The sequence below is a fragment of the Enterobacter sp. 2VL genome (assembly GCF_005503595.1).
Lineage (GTDB): Bacteria > Pseudomonadota > Gammaproteobacteria > Enterobacterales > Enterobacteriaceae > Enterobacter > Enterobacter cancerogenus.
In genome coordinates this window covers 1-24,761 of sequence record NZ_SCNE01000001.1, presented here as the reverse complement: position 1 = coordinate 24,761, position 24,761 = coordinate 1, and the positions used below count along the sequence as shown (strand labels likewise).

Genomic DNA, 24,761 nt, shown 5'->3' with positions numbered 1-24,761 from the left:
CCGGCATGCTCAGAGAGCGCTATTTGAAGGTGGCAATCGGCTTCGGCGCAATGCCGAAATCTTCTTTCAGTTCCCGCTTGCTCTTCATCACCATCTGCCCCTGGGTGTCGATCGTCATGTGCTGCGCGTCGGTGTTATGGCGCGCCTGCCACAACATCACCAGTTGCAGGCTGTTCTCTTTTTGCTCTGGCGTCAGGGCCACGCCATCCGGCCATTTTCCCAGCTCGACCGCCGTGACCAGACGCTGATAAATTTCCTGCGTCATCCCGCCGATCATGTCATCAATATTCATGATGTCTCCCGTTCAAAGGAATAATTTGCTGAATCGTTTCTTCAACCTTTGGTCTGGTCGCCGTTTTCGTCATCGGTGAAGCTCATGGACGCAGAGTTAACGCAAAAACGCTCGCCCGTAGGTTGTGGGCCATCCGGGAAGACATGTCCGAGGTGCGCATCACAGTTACCGCAGCGGATCTCGGTGCGTACCATGCCGTGCGACGAGTCGGTCAGATAACGAATGGCGTCATCGCTTACCGGCTCATAAAAACTCGGCCAGCCGCAGCCGGAATCATATTTTGTTTGTGAATTGAACAGGGGGGCATCGCACACCAGACAGTGGTAGACGCCGTCGCGCTTGTTGTGCAGAAAACGCCCGGTGAATGGGGGTTCAGTCCCGTGATTCTGCGTCACGTAAAACTGCATCTCGGTCAGGTCTTTTTTCAGATCTTCGGGGTTACGTTGGTTCGACATATGCTCACATCTCGCTGTAGAAACAGACATCTTTTAACCCCGATTCTAACAAAACATTAACACCCGCGCGTAGACTTTTGTTCTAAACTTATTAGTCGCGAAAAGGCGGACAGGCAATTGTGATCTGTTTCACACTTTATTCCTGAGAGGCCTTTAAAATTCCGGGCGCAGCCCCCATGTGGTTGCTAGCTCAAAGGGAAAGTGAGGCGAGTCAGTCGCACAACGTTGGTCATAGGATTGATTTGTCGCAATGATTGACACGATTCCGCTTGACGCTGCGTAAGGTTTTTGTAATTTTACAGGCAACCTTTTATTCACTAACAAATAGCTGGTGGAATATATGACTATCAAAGTAGGTATCAACGGTTTTGGCCGTATCGGCCGTATTGTTTTCCGTGCTGCTCAGGAACGTTCTGACATCGAAATCGTTGGTATCAACGATCTCCTGGACGCTGAATACATGGCGTACATGCTGAAGTACGACTCAACTCACGGTCGTTTCAACGGCACCGTTGAAGTGAAAGACGGCCACCTGGTTGTTAACGGCAAAACCATCCGCGTGACTGCTGAGAAAGACCCAGCTAACCTGAAATGGAACGAAATCGGTGTTGACGTTGTTGCAGAAGCAACCGGTATCTTCCTGACCGACGAAACTGCGCGTAAACACATCACTGCGGGCGCGAAGAAAGTTGTTCTGACTGGTCCTTCCAAAGACAACACCCCAATGTTCGTTCGCGGTGCAAACTTCGAAACTTACGCTGGCCAGGACATCGTTTCCAACGCATCCTGCACCACCAACTGCCTGGCACCACTGGCTAAAGTTATCAACGACAACTTCGGTATCGTTGAAGGCCTGATGACCACCGTTCACGCAACGACCGCAACCCAGAAAACCGTTGATGGCCCGTCTCACAAAGACTGGCGCGGCGGCCGTGGCGCGGCTCAGAACATCATCCCATCTTCTACCGGTGCTGCTAAAGCTGTAGGTAAAGTGCTGCCAGAACTGAATGGCAAACTGACGGGTATGGCGTTCCGCGTTCCAACTCCTAACGTATCCGTTGTTGACCTGACCGTTCGTCTGGAAAAAGCTGCTTCTTATGAAGAAATTAAGAAAGCAATCAAAGCTGCTTCCGAAGGCGCAATGAAAGGCGTTCTGGGCTACACCGAAGACGACGTTGTTTCTACCGATTTCAACGGCGAAATCTGCACTTCAGTATTCGATGCTAAAGCAGGTATCGCGCTGAACGACAACTTCGTTAAACTGGTTTCCTGGTACGACAACGAAACCGGCTACTCTAACAAAGTACTGGACCTGATCGCTCACATCTCCAAATAAGTTGAGATGAGAATCTGATCCAAAAAGGCGACTTCGGTCGCCTTTTTTATTGTTTAAAGACAGAGGATTGCTGAATGATTAATAAAATATTTGCACTTCCGGTAGTCGAACAACTTACCCCTGTGCTTTCCCGCCGTCAGATTGACGGTGCTGACGTGATCGTCGTAGACCACCCGCGCGTCAAGGCTTCAATCGCCCTGAACGGTGCGCATCTTCTCTCGTGGAAACCCGAGGGTGAAGACGAAGCGCTGTGGCTGAGCGAAGCGACCTCTTTTAAAAAAGGCGCAGCCATTCGCGGCGGCGTACCTGTTTGCTGGCCGTGGTTTGGCCCGGCCGCGCAGCAGGGTCTGCCGGCGCACGGGTTTGCCCGCAACCAGCAGTGGACGCTGAAAGCCCACAATGATGATGACAACGGCGCGGTGCTCACCTTTGAGCTTCAGGCGAATGATGAAACCCGCGCTCTGTGGCCGCACGACTTCACGCTGTACGCGCGTTTCAAGCTGGGTAAAACCTGCGAAATCGAGCTGGAAGCTCACGGCGAGTTCGAGACCACCAGCGCCCTGCACACCTATTTCAACGTGGGTGACATCAACGCGGTCAAGGTGAGTGGACTCGGCGATACCTTTATCGACAAAGTGGATAACGCCAAAGAGGGCAAACTGGACGACGGCGTACAGACCTTCCCGGACCGCACCGACCGCGTGTACCTGCATCCGGAAGCCTGTAGCGTGATCCACGACAGCGCCCTGAATCGCGCTATCAACGTTGTACACCATCACCACAGCAACGTGGTGGGCTGGAACCCTGGTCCGGCGCTCTCCGTCAGCATGGCCGACGTGCCGGATGACGGCTACAAGACCTTTGTCTGTGTAGAAACCGCCTGCGTGACCGCGCCGCAGAAAACCAGTGTAGAAAATCCGTCTCGTTTAGGCCAGACCATTAGCATCATTAAGCGCTAAGACGAAACGCCCCTCTCCCTTCGGGGAGAGGGTTCCCCAGAAAATTTTTAACCGGAAGCGATTAGGATTTTATTAACGGAATAAATAATTTAAAGCGACATCCCGGTCCGGCTGAAAATCGCTGAGGCGTTTCCTTCCGGCCGGGGCGAGGCGCAGGGATGCGCCGAGAGGGCGGATTTACAGGGACGTTGCCTCCGCCCGTCCCCGATAAGTAGGAAGGAATTAGCCGAAGTCACTGCGAAGCGGCGATTTTCTTTGCCGGGAGCCCGGATTGTTAAGGAGGCGGCGGTGAGCCTCCTTAACACGTTCACAAGTCGTGTGATTCCAGAGTAGCAAGGCTCGTAAAGTGAACGGAATAACCACCACAGCCGTATGTCCCCCCTCACCCCTGCCCTCTCCCTGAATGGAGAGGGAGTATTCTGTGCCAGGCTGTAATTTCTGGGGATTCCTCAGTCCCCCGGGGGGAGGGAAAAGCCGCAGTCAGCAGAATATCTAACGCGCCCGCATTCGCTTTAACATGTTCAATGGACGCCGATGGGCAATCTCATTGATGAGCGGATGGCAGGCAGCGGACTCTGCCCGGAAAATGTCACGGTTTTTACGCTCATATCACTCTCCTGTTTGGTTGCCCCAGCCTAAAGCAAACGGGGCGCAAGCGCCCCGTTGTGATACTCATTATGCACGTTCACCGTGCATCATCAGAACTTGTAGGTCACACCCACCGAGAAGATACCCGACCAGGACTTGTCGACCATTGGGCTATCTTTCACTTCATCGCTCAGGCGGATGTAGCGGCCAGTACCGTACACGCTCCAGTCACCGAGGAAGTTGTAGTTGGCGCTCAGCTCCAGGTACGGATCCCAGCCATCGTCCGCATCGTAGCTTTTCAGGCCGCTGCGGCGGGATTCGTTTTTAGAAACACCGTAATAGTAGTCGTTATAGTTTTCGCTGCTGTACTGCACGCCAATACCCGGGGTAATGGTCAGCGCGCCGTTGTTGTAGCGATAAAGCCACGCCAGATCCCAGATATAGCCGTTGCTGTTATCCAGCGTATCGCCTGCCAGCGCGGTACGCAGGAAACCATACTCGGTATTATGGACGTAAGAGAGACCCGCCATCAGGGTGCCTTTACGCTTGTCCAGTTCGCGCAGCGCACGGCTGTCGCTGTCGCCCGGACGGAAGTGCGTAGGATCGTAATACGCCATGATGGAGAGTTTATCTGACGTATCGTTCCACAGATAATAGCCGCCGCCCAGGCCACGGAACCAAACGTTATCCCCTTCATAGGTGACAACCGGAACGGGATAAACATCGCGATCGTATTGTTTGTATGGGCTGTTGATGACTCCCACGCCCGCACCAACGGTCCACTGACTTTCCGCCTGTGCGGTGCTAACTGCGGTGGCGGCAAGTACGCCCAATGCAAGAAGTTTGAGTTTGGTCACAATCCATTCTTTCCTGTAGTCAAATAATCAGCGGGTGAAGTGTAACCGCCATTTACATCTATCCTCAAATTTTTTACCCGCTAATCACGTTAATTAACCTGTTATTTTTTACTTTTCAGATGACAGCCTGCTTTCAGTCATGTGAACGCGTAATGACAAATGCCCGTTCGGCTTATCTCATCCATGGATTTTTTTGGATGAGTTATTGATATGTCATTGAAATTGGATTTTACCGGCATGCAAGTTTTGCAAATGCCATCTACGCTTTAATTTAAGAGGAGATTTTGCTGAACACCCTGCAGTGCTTAGCGTTCGACCTGACATACAGGTTGCTGCTCTGGCAGTGAGGTGCGAGAAATACTCTTCCGGGAGCCTCCACTACTCATACGAACGGCTCTTTTCCTGTGCTAAAAAACGAAAGGACGGCATGCCATGAATATATTCGATCACTATCGCCAGCGCTACGAAGCTGCCAAGGACGAAGAGTTCACACTGCAGGAGTTTCTTACCATTTGTCGGCAAGATCGCAGTGCCTATGCCAATGCGGCAGAACGGCTATTGATGGCCATCGGTGAGCCAAACATGGTTGACACTGCCCTTGAGCCACGGCTTTCCCGTCTCTTTTCGAATCGGGTGGTTGCCCGATACCCGGCGTTTGAAGAGTTCTACGGCATGGAAGATGCCATTGAGCAAATCGTCTCCTACCTCAAGCATGCCGCTCAGGGCCTGGAAGAGAAGAAACAGATCCTCTATTTACTGGGGCCTGTTGGGGGCGGTAAATCCTCTCTGGCCGAACGCCTGAAAGCGCTGATGCAGCGCGTGCCGATTTACGTGCTCAGTGCCAACGGCGAGCGCAGCCCGGTGAATGACCATCCGCTGTGCCTGTTTAATCCGCAGGAAGATGCGCAGATCCTTGATAAAGAGTTTGGCATCCCGCATCGCTACCTCGGGACCATCATGTCGCCGTGGGCGGCGAAACGCCTGCATGAGTTTGGCGGCGATATCACCAAATTCCGCGTCGTGAAGGTGTGGCCGTCGATTCTGGAACAGATCGCCATCGCTAAAACGGAACCGGGTGATGAGAACAACCAGGACATCTCGGCGCTGGTCGGTAAAGTCGATATCCGTAAGCTGGAACACCACGCGCAAAACGATCCGGATGCCTACGGCTATTCCGGCGCGCTCTGCCGGGCGAACCAGGGGATCATGGAATTCGTCGAGATGTTTAAAGCGCCTATCAAGGTGCTGCACCCCCTGCTGACCGCCACGCAGGAAGGGAACTATAACGGGACGGAAGGTATCTCCGCCCTGCCGTTTAACGGCATCATTCTGGCGCACTCGAACGAATCAGAATGGGTCACCTTCCGTAACAACAAGAACAACGAGGCGTTCCTTGACCGCGTGTACATCGTCAAGGTGCCTTACTGCCTGCGGATCTCTGAAGAGATTAAAATCTACGAGAAGCTGCTCAACCACAGTGAACTGGTGCATGCGCCTTGCGCACCGGGAACGCTGGAAACGCTGTCGCGCTTCTCTATCCTGTCACGCCTGAAAGAGCCGGAAAACTCCAGCATCTATTCGAAAATGCGCGTGTATGACGGTGAAAGCCTGAAAGATACCGACCCGAAAGCGAAGTCGTATCAGGAGTACCGGGACTACGCCGGGGTCGATGAGGGGATGAACGGTCTTTCTACCCGGTTCGCGTTTAAAATTCTCTCCCGCGTGTTTAACTTTGACCATGCGGAAGTGGCGGCTAATCCGGTGCATCTGTTCTATGTTCTGGAGCAGCAGATTGAACGCGAGCAGTTCCCGCAGGAGCTGTCCGAACGGTATCTTGAGTTCCTCAAAGGCTACCTGATCCCGAAATACGCCGAGTTTATTGGCAAAGAGATCCAGACGGCCTATCTGGAATCCTATTCGGAATATGGTCAGAACATTTTCGACCGTTACGTCACCTATGCCGACTTCTGGATCCAGGATCAGGAGTACCGCGACCCGGATACCGGCCAGCTGTTTGACCGTGAATCCCTGAACGCCGAGCTGGAAAAAATCGAGAAGCCTGCCGGGATCAGCAACCCGAAAGACTTCCGTAACGAGATCGTGAACTTCGTTCTGCGTGCCAGAGCGCACAACAACGGACGTAACCCGAACTGGACCAGCTACGAAAAACTGCGCACGGTTATCGAGAAGAAAATGTTCTCGAATACCGAAGAGCTGCTGCCGGTCATTTCGTTTAACGCCAAAACCTCAACCGACGAGCAGAAAAAGCACGACGATTTTGTCGACCGCATGATGGAGAAAGGCTATACCCGCAAACAGGTTCGCCTGCTCTGCGAGTGGTACCTGCGCGTGCGCAAATCGTCCTAAAACAAGTGCCCGGTAGCGCTCGCGCTTACCGGGCCGACAACATGCAAGTTGGCAAATGCAGTACGGGGGAACTATGACCTGGTTCATTGACCGGCGTCTTAACGGCAAAAACAAGAGCACGGTGAATCGCCAGCGCTTCTTGCGTCGTTATAAAGCGCAAATTAAACAGTCGATCTCCGAGGCCATCAACAAACGCTCGGTGACCGACGTCGACAGCGGCGAATCTGTCTCCATTCCAACCGATGACATCAGCGAACCGATGTTTCATCAGGGGCGCGGCGGCCTGCGCCATCGCGTCCATCCCGGTAACGATCACTTTATTCAGAACGACCGCATCGAACGTCCTCAGGGCGGTGGCGGCGGTTCCGGCAGTGGACAAGGCCAGGCCAGCCAGGACGGCGAAGGTCAGGATGAGTTCGTCTTCCAGATTTCGAAAGATGAATATCTCGATCTGCTTTTTGAGGATCTGGCCCTGCCCAACCTGAAAAAGAATCAGCACCGACAGCTTAACGAATACAAAACCCATCGCGCGGGCTACACCGCCAACGGCGTGCCCGCCAATATCAGCGTGGTGCGTTCCCTGCAGAACTCGCTTGCACGACGCACGGCGATGACCGCAGGTAAACGGCGGGAACTCCGCGAACTGGAAACCAGCCTGAAGGTGGTGGAAAACACCGAACCGGCGCAACTGCTGGAAGAGGAGCGCCTGCGTAAGGAGATCGCGGAACTGCGCGCGAAGATTGACCGCGTGCCGTTTATCGACACTTTCGATCTGCGTTACAAGAACTACGAAAAACGTCCTGAACCTTCCAGCCAGGCCGTCATGTTCTGTCTGATGGACGTGTCCGGCTCGATGGACCAGGCTACCAAGGATATGGCGAAGCGGTTTTATATTCTGCTCTATCTGTTCCTGAGCAGAACCTATAAGAACGTGGACGTGGTCTATATCCGCCATCACACTCAGGCCAAAGAGGTGGATGAACACGAGTTCTTCTATTCGCAGGAGACCGGCGGCACCATCGTCTCAAGCGCCCTGAAGCTGATGGATGACGTGGTCAAAGAGCGTTACGACCCGGCACAATGGAACATCTATGCCGCTCAGGCGTCCGATGGCGATAACTGGGCGGACGATTCCCCGCTGTGCCACGACATTCTGGCGAAGAAAATTCTGCCGGTAGTACGTTACTACAGCTATATCGAAATCACCCGACGCGCGCATCAGACGCTGTGGCGCGAATATGAACATCTGCAGTCGATGTTCGATAACTTTGCGATGCAGCATATCCGCGACCAGGATGATATTTATCCGGTGTTCCGGGAGCTGTTCCAGAAACAATCAGCCACCAGCAATGCCTGACCCCACAGCCAGCGGCTCCGCTGGCTGTTTTCTCTCTCTGCCCACTCTCCCCCCGGTCACGCCATCTGTGCTAGTGTAATCAGTTGCATATTGGCGTTTAACAGGGAAATCACGATGTCTGATGAAACCATGGGGACAACCACCCACCAGCAGCTTATTGCGTTACTCACCGCGCAGGGTGCGCGCTTTCGCGTGATGGAACACGACGCGGTAGGAAAATGCGAAGCGGTGAGCGAAATCCGCGGCACCGCGCTCGGCCAGGGCGCAAAAGCGCTGGTGTGCAAGGTGAAGGGAAACGGCGTGAAAAAACACGTTCTGGCGATCCTGGCGGCTGATTTGCAGGCCGACCTGAGCCAGCTTGCCAGCCATTTCGGCGGGTCAAAGGCCTCTCTCGCCAGCCCGGCCGAGGTCGATGCCCTCACCGCCTGCGTGTTTGGCGCGATCCCGCCGTTTAGCTTTCACCCGGACCTGACGCTGGTTGCCGATCCGCTGCTGTTTGAGCGTTTTGATGAAATCGCCTTTAACGCCGGTCTGCTGGAAAAATCGGTCATTATGGATACCCAGGATTATCTGCGTATCGCCCGGCCCGAGCTGGTGGCGTTTCGCCGCCAGTAGGCCGGGCCGGATAGCCTCAGAAGGTGACGTTCATTTTCGCCCAGAAGGTGCGACCAGGCTCGTTAACCGGCGTATCGGAGGAGTAGCCAAAACTGCTGTTCCCCGCCAGGTTAAGGTGCTCGCTATAGCTTTTATCGAACAGGTTATCGACGCCGCTACTCAGCTTAAGGTTCTTGCTCACCTTGTAGGCCGCATTGGCGGAGACGATCGCAAAGCCCGCGCTCTGGTCAAAGTCTTTCCCCACCACGTTGCCTTCGTTCAGCGCCACCCGGTGCTGAGGGCTGACCATGCGCAACAGCCCCGTTGAGCTAAGGTCGCCCTTCTCCCACGTCAGGCCCAGACGCGCTTCCAGCGGCGGCATCTGCGGCAGCGGCTGGTTATCGTCGGTATTTTCTCCCCACGAGTAGTTCAGCGTGGCGTCGGTTTTCCACTGATCGTTTAGCTGATAGGACGCGCCCATTTCGCCGCCCATAATGGTGGCATCAACGTTATCCGCCTGGCTGACATGGCTGTCGTCAGGATCGTACAGGAAGAGGATGTAGTCGTTGATCCGACCCACGTAGGCAGAGATCCAGCCGGTGGTGCGCTCCCCTTTATACTGCGCGCCAATATCGAGCTGCGTTGTTTTTTCCGGTTTAAGATTGTCGAAAACATCGGATGTACCGTCCGGCCCGTAGGTCGGGGAAAAGAGTTCCCAGTAGTCCGGGAAGCGTTCGGTGTAGCCTAAACCGGCGTAGACCATCGCAGGCGCAGAGCCGAGGTTATGCTCAACGCGCAGGAAGCCCGCTGGCAGCGTGTCATCCCGGCTGCTGCTGCCCACGTCGGAATAATTGTCCACCTCCACTTTGTCCAGACGCGCGCCGCCAATGATTTTGCTCAGGTCGGTGGCGTTCCAGGTCAGCTCGCCAAAGGTGCCGTAATCGTGGAAGCGGGCATCTTCCTGCCAGCCTGCGTCCTCATCTTCTTCGTTACTGCGATGGGTATTGGTTTGCATATCAACGCCGCTTTGCAGCTGGAAATCGGACCACAGCCAGGTACCCATCATTCTGCCACCCACCGTGCGGCGATCGACCTGCTTGTCCATTGGCATCGACATGTCCATTGTCCCCATCGGCATACCACCCATGGTGCCGGAAGACATATCCGATGATGAACGCATGGAGTAGTTGTCCATGATATGGTTGGCGTAGTTGTAGTACAGGCTCATATCCAGCGAGTCGAACACCTCACCGATATTCTCTTTTTTGAAGCGCAGCCCCAGGCTTTCACGTTTGAACTGTGAGCCGTCCATCCCGCGCCCGGCGTAGCTGGCATCGCCATTACCTTGCCCGGCAGTCAGCTCCAGCAGCGTGTCGGCATCCGGCGTCCAGCCGATGGCCATATCGGTATTCCATTTGTCCCACTTCGAGGCCACACGATCGCCATTGCCGTCTTTATAATCGCCAGACGTTGAGTTGTTGCCGTTCAGACGCACGTAGCCATCTTCATTACCAAAGCTGACGTCAGCGTTCTCGTCGAAACGGTCGTTTGAGGCCGCAAGGAAGCTGGCGTCACCTTTGATTCCGGCTTTATCAAAGCGCGGCGGTTCGCGTTCGAACCGTACCGTCCCGGCGGAGTTTCCCGGCCCCCAGAGTACCGTTTCCGGCCCTTTGGTGACCGTCAACAGGTCGTAGCTCTCAGGGGAGATATACGAGCTGGGCGCGTCCATACGCGACGGGCAGGCTCCGAGCATTTCGCTGTCGTTGGTTAACAGGCGCAGGCGTGAGCCAAACATGCCGCGAAACACCGGATCGCCGTTACTGCCCCCGTTGCGGATCTGGCTAAACCCCGGGATGGTTTTCAGGTAATCCGAGCCGTCGCTGGCTGGCACCGGCTGGCGCGGGGTTTTTGGCGATGTCACCACTTCCAGCGGCGAGAGCACCGGTGCCGTTACGGTGATCACATCATCATCGTTTAACTGCGCCGCCGGGTTGGTCTCTGCCGCAACCGAAGAGCATGACAACGCCACCAGCAGCGATAATACCAGCGGATGAGGTTTAAAAAGGTCGTTTTCCATTCGTAAGCCCGGGGAAAAAAAGAATGATGTCCCGCCGAAAACAGCTGTCCGGCTGAACGAGTTTTAGGCATAAAATTTTGCAGGGACGGGCTGCCCGGAACAACGGCGACTGAGGAGAATATGAAGTGAATAAGAGACTTGAAAAAGAAGGGTAATGCAGGTACGCGAACTTGTCAGTAAGGGAGGTTAACCGTGGCGTTCAAGAAATAATACTGATGCCACCAGGATTGCCGCAATGGTAAAAAAGGTTCCTGAAATACAGAGCATATCAACAAAGGCGGGATCGTTCATTTTCTCTCTCCGGGGCGACTTTTCTCTTTTGTAGCGCCAGATAATGACAGCGGTATGACATTTCCACGACGGAATAAAGACGCTGACGCTGAAACGATTCGCGAATGGTATTCCCGCTCTCGCCGCAAAATCATTATTTGTTACGTTAATTTGTTACCGGTATCACGAAAAGGAGTTTCCATAACTCCGTTGCCAAATCTCGCAATTGTGAACCGGGCGGGCGTGGTTAAACATAGTTATGACAACACATCATAAATAACCTCATACGGGCAAGGCGATTACCATGACCGATAAGATTACCCGCAAAGAAAAAATCAGCTATGGACTCGGCGATATGGCCAGCCATATCGGGCTGGATAACGTGATCATTTTTCTCACCTTTTATTATACCGACGTCGTCGGGCTGCCTGCCGCATTCGTCGGCACCATGTTCCTGCTGGCGCGCACGGCGGATGCCATTATCGATCCGGCCATGGGTTATATCGCCGACAGAACCCGCACGCGCTGGGGGAAATTCCGCCCGTGGATGCTGTGGCTGGCCCTGCCTTTTGGCGCAAGCTGCCTGCTGACGTACGCGGTGCCGGCGTCACTCGACCTGCACGGTAAAATGATTTTCGCGACCGTCAGCTACACCCTGATGATGCTGATGTACACCGCCATTAACATTCCGTACTGCTCCATGGGCGCGGTGATTACCCCTGATAACGATGCCCGTATTTCCCTGCAGTCGTACCGCTTTTTCCTCGCCACGCTGGGCGGCGCACTGTCGACATTCTTTATGATGCCGCTGGCAGAATTTATTGGGGGCGACGATAAATTACTGGGCTACCGCTGGGCGATGGCGATTATGGCAACCGTAGCAGTGATTATGTTCTGGATCTGCTTTGCGAATACCCGTGAACGCATTAATGCCCCGCCTTCCCATAATAATTACCTGTCTGAGCTCCGGGATTTATTCCGTAACGATCAGTGGCGTGTGGTTGCCGTTCTGGTATTAACCAATATTGGCTTTGGGGTTATTCGCCTCGGGGCAATGATGTATTTCGTCACCTATTATCTTGGCAGCGCCAGCTATTTTATCTGGATGCTGGGCGCGCATATTTTAGGTAAAGCCGCCGGGAGCGCGCTGGCAAAACGGCTGACGCAAAACTACAGCAAGGTGCAGATGTTCGGCTATTGCTCGGTGCTCGCGGGCGTGTTGAGTATCGGCCTGTTCTTTGCCCCTAAATCGGTGCTGGTCCTGGTGCCGCTCACCTTTATCGTCTCCACGCTCTACCAGGCTACCACCACGCTGATGTGGGTGATGATGGCTGACGTAGCCGACTACGGCGAATGGAAGCAAGGCAAGCGCATGGACGGGGTGATCTTCTCGACGTTCCTCGCCGTACTGAAGCTCGGCATGGCGATTGGCGGCGCCATCGTCGGCTGGACGCTGGGCTTTAGCGGCTATGTGGCGAATGCCCCGGAACAGACCACCACCGCGATGTATTGCATCATCGCCCTGTTCACCCTTGTGCCCGGCATTCTGTCGCTCTGCGCGTTTGCCACGCTGCGCTGGTACAGGCTCGACGACAACACTATGAAAACTATCCAACTCGCCAAACACCCCGTTTAAAAGGACGCGCTATTTATGAGTGAGCTGATTCAACATTCCAACAGTATTGAGTGGCGTTTTGAACGTCAGATCCTGCGCATTGAACCCTGGGGCGAGAACAGCCTGCGCGTCCGGGCAACCTGCGCTGCGGATTTTAGCGACGCACTGCAGGCACTCCTGCCCGCGTCGCCCTGTTCCGCCGAGATCACGGCGGAAGCCGAACGCCTGACCCTGCGCAACGGGAATATTCTCGCCACGCTCAACCTGAAGGGCCAGCTGGCATTTTATAATGCGCGCGGTGAGCTGCTGTTAGAGGAGATGTGGCGGCAACGTTCAACGGTCGGCATCGGCGCCAGTGAAAAGAGCCAGGATAAATACGTTAGCGCCCTGAAGCTGGATGGCCGTGAATTTAAGCCGCTGGCGGGCGGTAAGTATCAGCTGACGGTGCGCTTTGAATCGCTCGCGGATGAGCGTATCTACGGCATGGGCCAGTACCAGCAGCCGTGGCTGGATCTCAAAGGCTGTACGCTGGAGCTGGCGCAGCGTAACTCCCAGGCCAGCGTGCCGTTTATGCAATCCAGCCTCGGCTACGGCCTGCTGTGGAACAACCCGGCCATTGGCGAGGCCAGCTTCGCCAAAAACCAGACCGAATGGCGTGCCCGCGTGACGGGCGAGATGGACTACTGGATCACCGCCGGGGATACGGTGGCCGACATCACCCGCCAGTATGTAAAAGCGACCGGCGCACCGCCTCAGGCACCGGCGTTTATCAGCGGATTGTGGCAGTGCAAATTACGCTACCGCACGCAGCAGGAGGTGCTGGAGGTGGCACGCGAATACCGCCGTCGTCACCTGCCGCTCTCGGTGATGGTGATCGACTTCTTCCACTGGCCGAATCAGGGCACCTGGTGCTTTGATCCCCTCGACTGGCCCGATCCCAAAGCGATGGTCGATGAACTGCGCGAGCTGGGCATTGCCCTGATGGTCTCGGTCTGGCCGACGGTTGAGGCGCGAAGCCCGCTTTATCCGCTGATGAAGGCCAAGGGCTGGCTGGTCAGCAGCGAACGCGGCGTGCAGGTGAATCTCGACTTTATGGGCAACACCACCTTCTTCGACGCCACCCACCCGCAGGCGCGCGAGTTTGTCTGGGACACCGTGAAGAAAAATTACTACGACCTGGGCATCAAGCTGTTCTGGCTGGACGAGGCGGAACCGGAATACCGGGCCTATGACTTCGACAACTATCGCTACTACGCAGGACCGGTGCTGGAGGTAGGCAACCGTTATCCGAGAGACTTCGCCCAGGGCTTTTACGAGGGTCTGCAGGCGAACGGTGAAACCGACATCGTTAACCTGGTGCGCTGTGCGTGGGCCGGAAGCCAGCGCTACGGCGTGCTGGCGTGGTCGGGCGACGTTCACTCCTCGTTCCACGCGTTTCGTAACCAGCTCGCGGCCGGGTTAAATATGGGGCTGGCGGGCATCCCATGGTGGACCACCGACATCGGCGGTTTCCAGGGCGGTAATGTTAACGATCCGGCATTCCACGAACTGCTGATCCGCTGGTTCCAGTGGGCGGTGTTCACCCCGGTTCTGCGTATGCACGGCTATCGTGAACCGCAAATTCAGCCGCCGGAACGCTACCGGGACGGCATCCCCCAGTGCAACAGCGGCTCGCCTAATGAGCTGTGGAGCTATGGAGAGGATAATTTTGCCATCATGCAGCACTGGCTCAGCGTGCGCGAAAAACTGCGTCCGTACATTGATGCACTGTATCAAAACGCCCACCAGCACGGCGACCCGCTGATGCGCCCGCTGTTCTGGCACTATCCACAGGAGAAACAAAGCTGGGAAGTAGAAGACCAGTATCTGTTTGGCGAAGACCTGCTCGTGGCGCCGGTGATGCATGTGGGCCAACGTGAACGCGAGGTGTGGCTCCCTGCCGGACACGGCTGGATTGCCCTGAACGGTGAGCGCTATGCCGGGGGCGCACGCGTATGCGTGCCTGCTACCCTCGACACCATCCCGGTATTTGTCCGTGAAGGCAGCCCGCAGGTCAGCGAGCTGGTAGGTTAAGATCGGGCAAGCGCCCAAAAAATAGAGGATTTTTCTATAAAAGCCTGCTTGCTTTCGCGTTTGCGCGTAAAGTTAGCAGGCTTACTCTTTTTGGCAAGGATCCCGTCATGTTTGACCCTACTCTGCTCATTCTTCTGGCCCTGGCTGCGCTCGGTTTTGTCAGCCATAACACCACCGTCGCGATCTCTATTCTGGTGCTGATCATCGTCCGCGTGACCCCGCTGAACACCTTCTTCCCGTGGATAGAAAAACAGGGGCTTACCCTCGGGATTATCATTTTGACCATCGGGGTGATGGCTCCCATCGCCAGCGGTACGCTTCCCGCCTCCACGCTGCTGCACTCCTTCGTCAACTGGAAATCACTGGTGGCGATTGCGGTCGGGGTATTTGTCTCGTGGCTTGGTGGGCGCGGCGTCACGCTGATGAGCAGCCAGCCCTCGCTGGTGGCCGGTTTACTGGTGGGCACGGTGCTGGGGGTGGCGCTCTTTCGTGGCGTACCGGTGGGGCCGCTGATTGCCGCCGGTCTTGTCTCGCTGTTTATTGGGAAGTCGTAGTCAGGTTGGCGATGTAGCGCGCCGGAGTCTGGCCTAATCCTTTTTTAAACATGGTGATAAACGCGGTGGTCGAGTCGTACCCCAGCGACTGTGCCGCGTCCTGTACCGACTTTCCACTAATCAATAATTGCAGCGCGACAATCAGCTGCAATTGATGCCGCCAGCGACGAAAGCTCAACCCGGTCTCTTTGACCACCAGCCGCGCCAGGTTGCGCTCGCTCATGGCAAAATGGCTTGCCCACTGCCCCAGCGTTTGCCAGGCCGCCGGCTCTTTCGCCATTCTCTCGCTCATCATGCGGATTTTGGGGTGCGGAGAGACAGGCAGTTGGAGATGCTCCTGCGGCTGCAGCGGCAGCTCGTCAAACAGCACGTCCACCAGCCGCGCGGTGGCAGGCTCATGCAGCTGCTCCCGGGCTTTATCCGCCAGGGCCAGAATCAATTCCCGCACCAGCGGTGATATTTTGAGCGTGCAGCAGCGTTCCGGCAGGCCGAGCGTGCCGGGTTCAATAAACAAAAAACACAGCTGTGCACCGGGCGTGGCGGTATTGCTGTGGGGCATCTGGCCGGGGATCCACACCGCGTACTGCGGGGGTACCATCAGCATGGCGTTTGCGACGTCGCAGGTTATCGCGCCCCCCAGCGCCAGGATCAGCTGGCCTTTGCGGTGCTGGTGCAACGCAATGTGCTGCTCCTCGGCGACGACGCGGATGCGAAACGCCACTGCCGCATCGTGCTGGCTGTCCGGATCGTAGCCATCCAGACCGAGACTGTTCATCATATTGTCCGATTTTAGCGATAAACTGTCATTTTAGCCTGATTTCAACCGCGCAGAAAATCGGTATTGTGTGCCCTCGCTTGAACGTATGAGAACATAATGACTACTGCTATTCGCACTTCAGGAAAACAGGGTGCGCTGCTGATCGCAGGTATCCTGATGATTGCCACAACGCTGCGCGTGACCTTTACCGGTGCCGCGCCGCTGCTCGACACCATCCGTCAGGACTATGGCCTTAGTACAGCGCAAACCGGCCTGCTGACGACCCTGCCTTTACTGGCGTTCGCGCTGATATCACCGCTTGCTGCAGGCGTAGCCCGACGCATCGGCATGGAGCGGAGCCTGTTCATCGCCATGCTGTTGATCTGCGCGGGGATTGGCGTGCGTTCCCTGCCGTCCGCCACGCTGCTGTTCGTCGGAACGGCGGTGATCGGCTGCGGTATCGCGCTGGGTAACGTGCTCCTGCCGGGGCTTATCAAGCGTGATTTTCCGGGCCAGGTCGCGAAACTGACCGGTGCCTACTCCCTGACGATGGGGGCCTCTGCTGCGCTAGGCTCTGCGTTGATTGTGCCCCTGGCGTTAGGTGGCGCGGGCTGGCACGGCGCGTTGCTGATGCTGATGATCTTTCCGCTGGCGGCGCTGTTGCTGTGGTTACCCCAGTGGCGTCAGGCGCCTGCCGCCACGGTGACGGGGGCCGGTGCGCTGCACAACCGCGCCATCTGGCGCTCGGGGCTGGCCTGGCAGGTGACGCTGTTTTTAGGCATCAACTCGTTGATTTACTATGTCATTATCGGCTGGCTGCCGGCGATCCTGATTAGCCACGGCTATAGCGAAACCCAGGCGGGCTCCATGCATGGACTCCTTCAGCTGGCGACCGCCGTACCCGGGCTTGCCGTGCCGTTGATCCTCCATCGGCTGCGCGATCAGCGCGGGATCGCCGGGCTGGTGGCCCTGATGTGCGCCGTCAGCGCGGCAGGCTTCTGGTTTGCGCCTGATATGGCGGTGGTGTGGACGCTGGTGTTTGGTTTTGGCTCCGGGGCCACGATGATCCTTGGCCTGACGTTTATCGGCCTGCGCGCCAGCTCTGCGCACCAGGCGGCGGCGCTGTCGGGAATGGCGCAGTCGATTGGCTATCTGCTTGCGGCATCCGGCCCGCCGCTGATGGGGAAAATTCATGATACGGCGGGAGACTGGCACATCCCACTGCTGGCCTGTGCGCTGGCCGCCGTAGTGATGGCCGTGTGCGGCGTGTTTGCCGGGCGTGACCGGGTCATCGCGCCCCGCTAACAATCAGGCAGACCCGGTGGTCTGCCTGTTTTTTATTCCCGTGCGGCGCGCAGCATCGCCTGCACCAGCACAACCGGACGTCCCTCAAGCGCAGCACGCTCGTGCTGGAACAGGGTGATTACATAGAAAGGATGCGCCACAAGCTCGGCTGCGCGAACCTCGCCATTTTCATCCCAGCCCGTGACGCGCATAGCCCCGCTCTCCAGCTCCTGCGCAAATTCCGCCGACACGCCATAATTACAGTGATATCCCTCGCGGATCTCGTCTTTGCCATAGGCTTTGGCAATCAGGGTATTACTGCGCAGTTCGATGACGTCGGTTTGCTCAACCAGAGAACAGGCCAGCGGCGCGATAACCCATAGCCCTTCCGCGTCGGTCTCGGCATGGCTCGCATCATCCCAGCCCAGCACGTTACGCGCGTATTCAATCAGCGCATGCTGGAACCCGCCGCAGGTGCCCAGGAAGGGAACGCTGTTTTCACGCGCATAGCGCGCGGCAATAAAGGCCGCCTGCGTGTTTTTATAAGGGCTTGCAGGCACCAGCCAGATGGCATCGTAGCCAACCAGATCTTCGGGACTGGTCAGCTCGGTCGTCGCAATCCAGTCGTAGTCCGCCGTGAGCTCCAGAACAGCGGCAGCGTCGTCAATAGCCAGCGGGATGGCCTGGTGCGCAATAACCTCGGGATTGTAATCGCCGACCAGCGCAATGCGCAGCGTCGTTTTAACCGGAAGATGTTCCATGGGGGGATTCCTTACGCCTGTGGAGTATTCGATAACATAAGGAACCTCAGACTACCGATCTTTTGCAGTTCTCACAATACCTTAAATTGGGTGGGCATACCTGAGGTGCTATAGTGAACCCGCGAACACATTGCGGCATTAAGGAGGGAAAATGATCCAGATTAAACGCGTGTATGAGCAGGCCAGTGCGGAAGATGGCTACCGGGTGCTGGTGGACAGGCTGTGGCCACGCGGGGTGAAAAAAACCGACCTCGACTGTAACGAGTGGTGCAAGACGCTCGCCCCATCAGGCGAGTTACGCAAGGCGTTTCACAGCGAAACGATCGACTTTACGGCCTTTAGCAAGGCATACGAAGAGGAGCTGGCGCACCATCGGGATGAAGGCCAGCGCCTTGCTGAACGGGCAAAAAAACAGACCGTTACCTTGCTCTACGGCGCAAAAGATAAAACGCAGAATCACGCCCTGGTGCTGGCGGACTGGCTGCGTCATTTATGAACGTGTAAGCGCCTGCTCATCCTGCGTTTGCAGGGCGTTATCCGGAGTAAGCGGCATGAGATGTTCCGGGCGCACGAACGCAAAGCCGTGCTGGTTATCGAAGGCGTAAACATCGCCCGTAACCAGCCAAAGCGCGCGCTCTGAGGTAGTGGGTAACTGCGTCATCACGCCGTTTACCGGGTTCACAAAACGCTGGCCCGGCTGGCACAGGCCAAACAACTCTACAGACTTACCGATATTACGACGCCCTGCCGTCGTGCGGGCACCGATGATTATCGCGAGGCTGCCCGGTTTTAGCTGAAACATACTTCTCTCGTGGTCATAAGGGCCAGAAACTGGCTAAGAATAATCCTAAAGAGAAGTGTAGCGTACTCTTAATACCGCTGTCACCTGGCAGGTTGCGGATGATCGCGACGGAAGAGCTCCCACTCCTCAATCACCTCGCCACTGGGCAGTTTACACTCGGTGCGGACACCCTGCGGGCTCTGAACGGGGATCTGCTCTCCCCCTTTTTCCAGGCAATAGACAGAGGCGGGATTGGCCATGCCGATGGTCTGCGGCGGTTTCGGCGCGTCGGGCGGTGTGGAATGGGTGGTACACGCGGCAAGGGGCAAGGCCAGAGCCAGTAGCAAATATCTCTTCATTTTCATCCTCCTGAATTTCATGAACGTTAGGGTAACGGGTCGGCCGCGCTTTCTCCATGATTTCTCCATCATAACTGCACTTTTGATGCGTAATCTCATGCCTGTTCTCGATATGACCAGAGAACATCATTCCGTAATCAAGATGTCTTGCCCCGGTTCACCATCGGGGCTTTTTTTCTTTTCGCCCCCCCTTTCTGAATATATAAAATTTCTTATATTCATGTTTTACTATGGCTGAAGTCTAAAATTTCAGCATAACATGCAGATGCGGACGTCTTCTGCATGGGAGTCTATCTACGTCATGTCGGATACTATCCTTGCCCGGGTTTCTGAAACCCTCTCTACCGAACAATCTCTTGAAGGCCTTGTTCGCCAGCTACTGGAAATGCTGGAGATTGTTACCGACATGGAGTCGACCTACCTGACGAAAGTCGATATCAGCGCGCGACTGCAGCATATTTTGTACGCCCGCAACAGCAAACAGATGCAGATCCCCGAAGGATTGAGCGTTCCCTGGGGCGACACGTTGTGCAAGCGGGCACTGGACAGCAATGCGATTTTCAGTAACGAGGTCGCCGAACGCTGGGTCGACTGCGACGCGGCGAAAGCGCTGGGGATTACCACCTACGCCAGTATCCCGATCTATCTTGATGATGGCTCGCTGTACGGTACACTGTGCGCAACCAGCACACAGAAAATGCAGCTCAGCGATCGCGGCGAGCAGGTCCTGAGATTGTTTGCAGGGTTGATTGCCCAGTACATCCAGAAGGAGTCCCTCCTTTCCCAGCTGCGGGAAGCTAACGCGGCGCTCATTGCGCACTCCTACACGGATGCCCTCACCGGGTTACCCAACCGACGCGCGATATTTGAGAACCTCAACACCCTGTTCTCGCTGGCGCGGCACCTGAAGCGCCACGTCATTATTACCTTTATCGATCTTGATGATTTCAAATGCATTAACGACCGTTATGGACACGAAACCGGCGATCGGTTCCTGATTGAAGTGGGTAAACGCCTGACGGCGGCACAAACCCAGGACGATATTATCGGCAGGCTGGGGGGCGATGAGTTTATGGTGGCCTGTCTGAGCGTTTGCGACATTGACGATGAACACGCGCAGATAACCCCGCTTAAAACCCGATTGAGCGCCTGTATTGCCGGTGAGTACCGGCTGGATAACGTACATATCGTTTATCCCGGTGCGAGTCTTGGGGTGATTGCCGTCGATCCAGCCAAAACCGATGCCGACAGCGCATTGCGTGCAGCGGATATCGCGATGTATCAGGATAAAAAAGGGAAAAGCAAAACAGGCTTTCTCATGATGGATTAACCCCGTACACTCTGGGGCGTTTGATAAACCGAAACAGGTGATAGCATGAGAATCGGAATCCTCTTCCCGGTCGTGATCTTTATCACGGCGTTAGTTTTTCTGGCATGGTTTTTTGTCGGTGGTTACGCCGCGCCGGGGGCATAAATGAGAAAGACAACAATTATTATGCTGCTGGTGGCTGTCGTCGCCGTTGCCGGAACGCAGCTTGGCTGGTGGTAACGCCCGCGCATAAAAAAGGCCGCCGTCAGGCAGCCTTTTTCAACGCATCTTGAACTTAGCTTTTGATTTTTCTGTAGATAAACAGAACAACCAGTGCACCAATCACCGCGACGGCAAAACTGCCGAAGTTGAATCCGTCCACTTTACCGAATCCGAACAGGGTGCTGATCCAGCCGCCAACCACCGCGCCGATAATACCCAGTATTATGGTGACGATAAAGCCACCGCCATCTTTGCCCGGCATAATCCACTTCGCCAGGATACCCGCAATCAGACCAAAGATAATCCAGGATAAAATTCCCATAGCTTTCCTCTCCGTATGGTTTTTGTCGTTAAATCAACAACACGGAAAAGCATAGCACAGGATTTCAGAAAGGAAATTTGTGATATGCATCACAGTGGTTGACTGCCTGTTTAATGAGCTATCAAATAAATTCGTGCTCCACAAGAAACGTGGGGTTGCATCTTCAGTTGAGAAAGATTATCTTTCTCAATACTGAATAGTTGAGCAAAACACTCAGGTATTCAGTACGACATTGCTCACATTGCTTCCAGTATTTCTTGCCCACTTTTTAGTGGGCTTTTTTTTGCCTGACGCATCGCGTGGCGCAGCCCCTCCCTCACCCGCCAGGCAAAAGCCAACGCTCCCCACCAGGATCATCAGGCTTGTCCCTGTTCAGCCCTGTGTTAAAATTTCGGCCTCAGGGAGCTGACAGGACACAGGAAAATGAAAAAGATCATTGCCGTTGCGATCGTTTCAACACTGCTGGTTCTGCTGTCTCTCTACGCTGTTAATGCAGTTATCGTCGAACAGCAGCAGAGTAAGCAGCATGAAATTGCCCATACGTTTTTACGCTACTCTGAAAGCTTAACCCTGAGCGTGGCGAGCACGCTCAAGCGCACGTCCTCGCAGGGGTGCGATAACGCGAGCCTGGACAGCTTCAGGAAAATAAAACTCAACAGCCGCTATTTTGATGACATTGGCATAATTAAAGACGGGCACGTCATCTGCACGGCTTTCTGGGGCAAGCTGCCCTCTCCGGTTGCGCTTCCAGCCGAACTTCATACCACCCCCAACGGCTTTACCCTGGCGCAATTCTCGCAGCCTGATTTTTTCACCGGCAACGCGGCGATTTATCACAATGTGATTATTTTTACCTCGCAGCACGCCTACGATAAATTCAGTCCCGTCACCGCAACCTATTCGCTCAGTTCCACAACCAAAGATTTCGGCAGAATCTTCTTCTCTACCGCGCCATCGGATCAGCGCAGCTGGTTACGGTCATCGTTATTTACGCTGAGCGAGACGCAGTGCAGCACGAGATGGGATCTCTGCGTGACGGTGAAACATCATGATGCCGGTCTGGCTTCCTTGTCCGTTGCGGTCTTTATTCTCCTGTGCGTGGTTTTCTATTTTATCTGGCTCTCCCTGACGCTGTTTTCGATTCGGCTCTATGAAGACCGATCCTCGCTTGAGCGGACGCTGGTCAGGGCGGTGAAGAACAATACCATCGATGTGCACTACCAGCCGGTCGTGCAAATCAGCAGTCATAAAACCGTAGGTGTAGAGGTGTTATCCCGCTGGCGGGACAACGCGCATACAGACGTTTCGCCTGAACTCTTTATTCCGTTGATTAAGAAGATCGGGTTGTATAACACCTACTACCGCAACATGATCAAAAAATCTCTCTGCGAAATTGCGCCACTTGCCCGCCAGCATCAGTTGATGATCTCCCTCAACGTGGGCCGGACGGAAATTGAAGACAGGCAATTTATCGATCTGATCCGCCGTGAGTGCCAGCTGAATGCTATCCCGCTGTCGTTAATCAAAATCGAGCTGTCTGAAAATGCGGTGTCCCACGCGGGTATTCTGGAGGAGTTTTGCAAGGCGCTACATTCAGCGGGCATGAATATTTCAATAGACGATTTTGGGGTACAAAATTCGAATCTCGTCAGGCTGTCGGACCTTGAGTACGACGAGATCAAAATCGATAAATCGCTGGTGGATGGTATTAACGAGCATTACAAGCGGGACATTTTTGTTATTTTCAGCGACGCGCTTTCAAAGCTCAATAAGACGCTGGTGTTTGAAGGGGTGGAAAATGAGGCGCAGTATCGCTTTATCGCCGGGCGCTATCCCAGCGCCCTGATTCAGGGGTGGTATTTCTCAAAATCCCTGACCATTGAAGAATTATCAAAACGGCTGACGAGCACATCACGCTGAAGTGGCCCCGACGGGCCAGCGCGCCGTCCAGTTGTAATTGATACGCATCAGCTGGAGTTTTCCCGCCACGTCCCCGTAGCGCTGCGTCCGATGCTGCAGGACAAACGCCCTGAGATATTCCGGCATACGAGCAGCCTGATAGCGCAGCAGCGTGGTATGCCAGAACGGCGCTGGCAGGGGCACATTTTCATGTCTGGCGAGCAGCTCGTTTCTCCACGGCGTGTTAAGAACTGCCTCACAAAAAGCCTTGCGCCAGGCCACTGCCGTCGGGTTAGGTATGCCGGCCAGCAGCAGTTGTCCCGGTAAGGCCACCAGCCTTAATTCGTTGATCCTGATGGATTTCCCGTCATAAGGTTCCCAGGCGTGGGTGAGCGCCTCGACGTTGGACGGAAGGTGTTGATCAGCCTCATAAAGCGGTAACGTCAACGGTAAAAAGGTAAAATGGAAACCGTCCACGGGCTGAAGATCCGCACGCGGATCGTGGTGCGTGAGCGTATGCAGCGCAGTGAAAAGCCCGGTGATTTCCGCCGACATCGGCGGCTGAAACCCCGTTGCCAGGGCAAATTTGTGCGGTGCGTAGTACGCAGGTATCACACCGCCGGTGTCAGCGTGCTCTTGCCACATCGCCAGCGTGTTGCAGTTGGTCGACTCGTAAAGCGCGTCCAGGTCTGATGCGTCCATTTCACTTACCGGTTATTGATGGCCTACTCGTTGCCCCAGGTATTCAGGAAGTTAGCGATATCGTCGATGCGGCTGGCCTTGATACCGGCCTGCTCAGCCATCTCTTTTTGCGCCTCTTCGCTGATCTCACCACTGTCCGTGAGGCGCGTGATCAACAGCTGAAAATAGTGTGCCAGCGGCGTACGCTCCTCTTCATTAACCGGTTCGGCCGTTTCCGTCGCGTATTCATCGGTAATGTCATAATATTTCAGTGGAATGTCGTTGTTCATAGCATGTCTCTTATGTGAGCGTGAGTAATGGTGCAAGCCAGCAGTCGAGTATAGAGAATGCCCCCTGCCCCTGGCGAGTCTGTTCGACATAAAAAAACGGGAACCCAACGGCTCCCGTTATTCATAACCCAGAATCTGGATGACATGTTTGCAACAACTGTGCTTTTCATGTCTTAAACAATCCGGTCTGCGGATTCAAACCATTCCATGTCATCACCGTGAAAGACCAGACTGCACTTATTGCTCTGATTTCATTCTGGAGCAGTACGAATGTCACATAAACTTTATTCGTCCCATAGGGTGGTGCCAGGCGAAAGCATTATGCTGCCGAATATCTACTTCCTTTCACTCGTCGTCCGGTGATCCGCAGGCAAAAATGATGACATGCCTGGCCTGCTTTTGCCTGTAAAACGCATCGGTCATTATTGTTAATTCGAGTTGAGAAAATTGATCCGGGACGGCCTTTCTTAACATGTTATTGATTTTAATGATTTTTATTGCATTACGAAGCACTTAAAGCATTTTAAAATGTAAATAAATTTCAACTTTTGTCAGTTTGCGCTTGGAAAAATCGCAAAAAATGTCATGAAAAATCCTAAATTAACCCTATTAAGACTAGGTTTAACAGAATTAGGTTACCTTTGTAACTTATTGATTTAAAAATGTTGTTTATTTTTTGCAGGTCTTTTTGCTATTTATATG

General features: G+C 54.8%; 26 protein-coding genes. 14 read left to right on the top strand and 12 right to left on the bottom strand.

Annotation, left to right across the window (positions count from 1 at the left end):
* Positions 1-19 precede the first annotated feature (19 nt).
* Both FFS28_RS00125 and msrB read right to left on the bottom strand, forming a co-directional pair.
* Positions 20-292 (bottom strand): YeaC family protein, encoded by a 273-nt coding sequence (locus FFS28_RS00125; protein WP_006174813.1) that lies wholly within the window; start codon positions 290-292, stop codon positions 20-22.
* 41 nt (positions 293-333) lie between these two features.
* A complete protein-coding gene (gene msrB / locus FFS28_RS00120; protein ID WP_137848407.1) occupies positions 334-747 on the bottom strand; it encodes a peptide-methionine (R)-S-oxide reductase MsrB in 414 nt (137 codons plus the stop codon).
* A gap of 340 nt (positions 748-1,087) precedes the next feature.
* Here msrB and gapA point away from each other — a divergent pair, with 340 nt between their 5' ends.
* On the top strand, positions 1,088-2,083 hold the full coding sequence (gapA, locus tag FFS28_RS00115) for a glyceraldehyde-3-phosphate dehydrogenase (protein ID WP_039058166.1): 996 nt from the start codon (positions 1,088-1,090) through the stop codon (positions 2,081-2,083).
* A gap of 74 nt (positions 2,084-2,157) precedes the next feature.
* Positions 2,158-3,042 carry a D-hexose-6-phosphate mutarotase gene (locus tag FFS28_RS00110; protein ID WP_137848406.1) on the top strand — a complete coding sequence of 295 codons (885 nt, stop codon included), beginning with the start codon at positions 2,158-2,160 and terminating at the stop codon, positions 3,040-3,042.
* A 698-nt stretch (positions 3,043-3,740) separates the two neighbouring features.
* Here FFS28_RS00110 and FFS28_RS00105 read toward each other — a convergent pair.
* Positions 3,741-4,487, bottom strand: coding sequence for a MipA/OmpV family protein (locus tag FFS28_RS00105; protein ID WP_006174807.1), 747 nt, complete (start codon positions 4,485-4,487; stop codon positions 3,741-3,743).
* A 432-nt stretch (positions 4,488-4,919) separates the two neighbouring features.
* Here FFS28_RS00105 and yeaG point away from each other — a divergent pair, with 432 nt between their 5' ends.
* From yeaG to FFS28_RS00090, 3 genes are all read left to right on the top strand, one after another.
* Positions 4,920-6,854: a protein kinase YeaG gene (yeaG, locus tag FFS28_RS00100; RefSeq protein ID WP_006174806.1), complete on the top strand. Its 1,935-nt coding sequence runs from the start codon at positions 4,920-4,922 to the stop codon at positions 6,852-6,854.
* Positions 6,855-6,927: 73 nt separating this feature from the next.
* The gene (locus FFS28_RS00095; RefSeq protein WP_137848405.1) at positions 6,928-8,211 is read left to right on the top strand and encodes a YeaH/YhbH family protein; all 1,284 of its coding nucleotides are present in this window, start codon (positions 6,928-6,930) and stop codon (positions 8,209-8,211) included.
* 114 nt (positions 8,212-8,325) lie between these two features.
* On the top strand, positions 8,326-8,826 hold the full coding sequence (locus FFS28_RS00090; protein ID WP_101737881.1) for a YbaK/prolyl-tRNA synthetase associated domain-containing protein: 501 nt from the start codon (positions 8,326-8,328) through the stop codon (positions 8,824-8,826).
* A gap of 16 nt (positions 8,827-8,842) precedes the next feature.
* On the opposite strand, the gene FFS28_RS00085 is transcribed toward FFS28_RS00090, so the two are convergent.
* Together FFS28_RS00085 and yoaI are read right to left on the bottom strand one after the other, a co-directional pair.
* Positions 8,843-10,882, bottom strand: coding sequence for a TonB-dependent copper receptor (locus tag FFS28_RS00085; RefSeq protein WP_137848404.1), 2,040 nt, complete (start codon positions 10,880-10,882; stop codon positions 8,843-8,845).
* A 186-nt stretch (positions 10,883-11,068) separates the two neighbouring features.
* Positions 11,069-11,173: a small membrane protein YoaI gene (gene yoaI, locus FFS28_RS21845; RefSeq protein ID WP_088207477.1), complete on the bottom strand. Its 105-nt coding sequence runs from the start codon at positions 11,171-11,173 to the stop codon at positions 11,069-11,071.
* Positions 11,174-11,456: 283 nt separating this feature from the next.
* On the opposite strand from yoaI, the gene FFS28_RS00080 reads away from it, so the two are divergent.
* From FFS28_RS00080 to FFS28_RS00070, 3 genes are all read left to right on the top strand, one after another.
* The gene (locus tag FFS28_RS00080; protein WP_137848403.1) at positions 11,457-12,788 is read left to right on the top strand and encodes a glycoside-pentoside-hexuronide (GPH):cation symporter; all 1,332 of its coding nucleotides are present in this window, start codon (positions 11,457-11,459) and stop codon (positions 12,786-12,788) included.
* 15 nt (positions 12,789-12,803) lie between these two features.
* Positions 12,804-14,840 (top strand): glycoside hydrolase family 31 protein, encoded by a 2,037-nt coding sequence (locus FFS28_RS00075; RefSeq protein ID WP_137848402.1) that lies wholly within the window; start codon positions 12,804-12,806, stop codon positions 14,838-14,840.
* A gap of 107 nt (positions 14,841-14,947) precedes the next feature.
* Positions 14,948-15,394, top strand: a complete 447-nt coding sequence (locus FFS28_RS00070; RefSeq protein ID WP_006174798.1) for a DUF441 domain-containing protein — start codon at positions 14,948-14,950, stop codon at positions 15,392-15,394.
* Here FFS28_RS00070 and FFS28_RS00065 read toward each other — a convergent pair.
* Positions 15,378-16,169 carry an AraC family transcriptional regulator gene (locus FFS28_RS00065; RefSeq protein WP_137848884.1) on the bottom strand — a complete coding sequence of 264 codons (792 nt, stop codon included), beginning with the start codon at positions 16,167-16,169 and terminating at the stop codon, positions 15,378-15,380. The genes FFS28_RS00070 and FFS28_RS00065 overlap by 17 nt on opposite strands.
* Positions 16,170-16,268: 99 nt before the next feature.
* Here FFS28_RS00065 and FFS28_RS00060 point away from each other — a divergent pair, with 99 nt between their 5' ends.
* Complete coding sequence (locus FFS28_RS00060) at positions 16,269-17,456, top strand: CynX/NimT family MFS transporter (RefSeq protein WP_058609066.1); 1,188 nt, start codon at positions 16,269-16,271, stop codon at positions 17,454-17,456.
* A gap of 32 nt (positions 17,457-17,488) precedes the next feature.
* Here the strand turns inward: FFS28_RS00060 and FFS28_RS00055 are convergent, their stop codons facing one another.
* A complete protein-coding gene (locus FFS28_RS00055; RefSeq protein ID WP_137848401.1) occupies positions 17,489-18,196 on the bottom strand; it encodes a CTP synthase C-terminal region-related (seleno)protein in 708 nt (235 codons plus the stop codon).
* Between the two features lie 151 nt (positions 18,197-18,347).
* Here FFS28_RS00055 and FFS28_RS00050 point away from each other — a divergent pair, with 151 nt between their 5' ends.
* Positions 18,348-18,692: a DUF488 domain-containing protein gene (locus FFS28_RS00050; protein ID WP_137848400.1), complete on the top strand. Its 345-nt coding sequence runs from the start codon at positions 18,348-18,350 to the stop codon at positions 18,690-18,692.
* On the opposite strand, the gene FFS28_RS00045 is transcribed toward FFS28_RS00050, so the two are convergent.
* Both FFS28_RS00045 and FFS28_RS00040 read right to left on the bottom strand, forming a co-directional pair.
* Positions 18,687-18,998: a hypothetical protein gene (locus FFS28_RS00045; RefSeq protein WP_006174793.1), complete on the bottom strand. Its 312-nt coding sequence runs from the start codon at positions 18,996-18,998 to the stop codon at positions 18,687-18,689. The genes FFS28_RS00050 and FFS28_RS00045 overlap by 6 nt on opposite strands.
* Positions 18,999-19,078: 80 nt before the next feature.
* Positions 19,079-19,336 carry a putative hemolysin gene (locus tag FFS28_RS00040; RefSeq protein ID WP_042320506.1) on the bottom strand — a complete coding sequence of 86 codons (258 nt, stop codon included), beginning with the start codon at positions 19,334-19,336 and terminating at the stop codon, positions 19,079-19,081.
* Positions 19,337-19,637: 301 nt separating this feature from the next.
* On the opposite strand from FFS28_RS00040, the gene FFS28_RS00035 reads away from it, so the two are divergent.
* From FFS28_RS00035 to yoaJ, 3 genes are read left to right on the top strand one after another with little or no spacing between them, the layout of a single operon-like run.
* On the top strand, positions 19,638-20,666 hold the full coding sequence (locus FFS28_RS00035) for a sensor domain-containing diguanylate cyclase (protein ID WP_137848399.1): 1,029 nt from the start codon (positions 19,638-19,640) through the stop codon (positions 20,664-20,666).
* Between the two features lie 45 nt (positions 20,667-20,711).
* Positions 20,712-20,810 (top strand): YoaK family small membrane protein, encoded by a 99-nt coding sequence (locus tag FFS28_RS00030; RefSeq protein WP_042319583.1) that lies wholly within the window; start codon positions 20,712-20,714, stop codon positions 20,808-20,810.
* A complete protein-coding gene (gene yoaJ, locus FFS28_RS21880) occupies positions 20,811-20,885 on the top strand; it encodes a protein YoaJ (RefSeq protein ID WP_127463544.1) in 75 nt (24 codons plus the stop codon).
* Between the two features lie 55 nt (positions 20,886-20,940).
* On the opposite strand, the gene FFS28_RS00020 is transcribed toward yoaJ, so the two are convergent.
* Positions 20,941-21,189, bottom strand: a complete 249-nt coding sequence (locus tag FFS28_RS00020; protein WP_137848398.1) for a GlsB/YeaQ/YmgE family stress response membrane protein — start codon at positions 21,187-21,189, stop codon at positions 20,941-20,943.
* Between the two features lie 423 nt (positions 21,190-21,612).
* On the opposite strand from FFS28_RS00020, the gene FFS28_RS00015 reads away from it, so the two are divergent.
* Complete coding sequence (locus tag FFS28_RS00015) at positions 21,613-23,109, top strand: EAL domain-containing protein (RefSeq protein WP_137848397.1); 1,497 nt, start codon at positions 21,613-21,615, stop codon at positions 23,107-23,109.
* Here the strand turns inward: FFS28_RS00015 and FFS28_RS00010 are convergent.
* Together FFS28_RS00010 and FFS28_RS00005 are read right to left on the bottom strand one after the other, a co-directional pair.
* On the bottom strand, positions 23,101-23,790 hold the full coding sequence (locus FFS28_RS00010; protein ID WP_137848396.1) for a hypothetical protein: 690 nt from the start codon (positions 23,788-23,790) through the stop codon (positions 23,101-23,103). The two genes, FFS28_RS00015 and FFS28_RS00010, sit on opposite strands and share 9 nt — an antisense overlap.
* A 23-nt stretch (positions 23,791-23,813) precedes the next feature.
* Positions 23,814-24,059, bottom strand: a complete 246-nt coding sequence (locus FFS28_RS00005) for a DUF2543 family protein (RefSeq protein WP_006174784.1) — start codon at positions 24,057-24,059, stop codon at positions 23,814-23,816.
* Positions 24,060-24,761 lie beyond the last annotated feature (702 nt).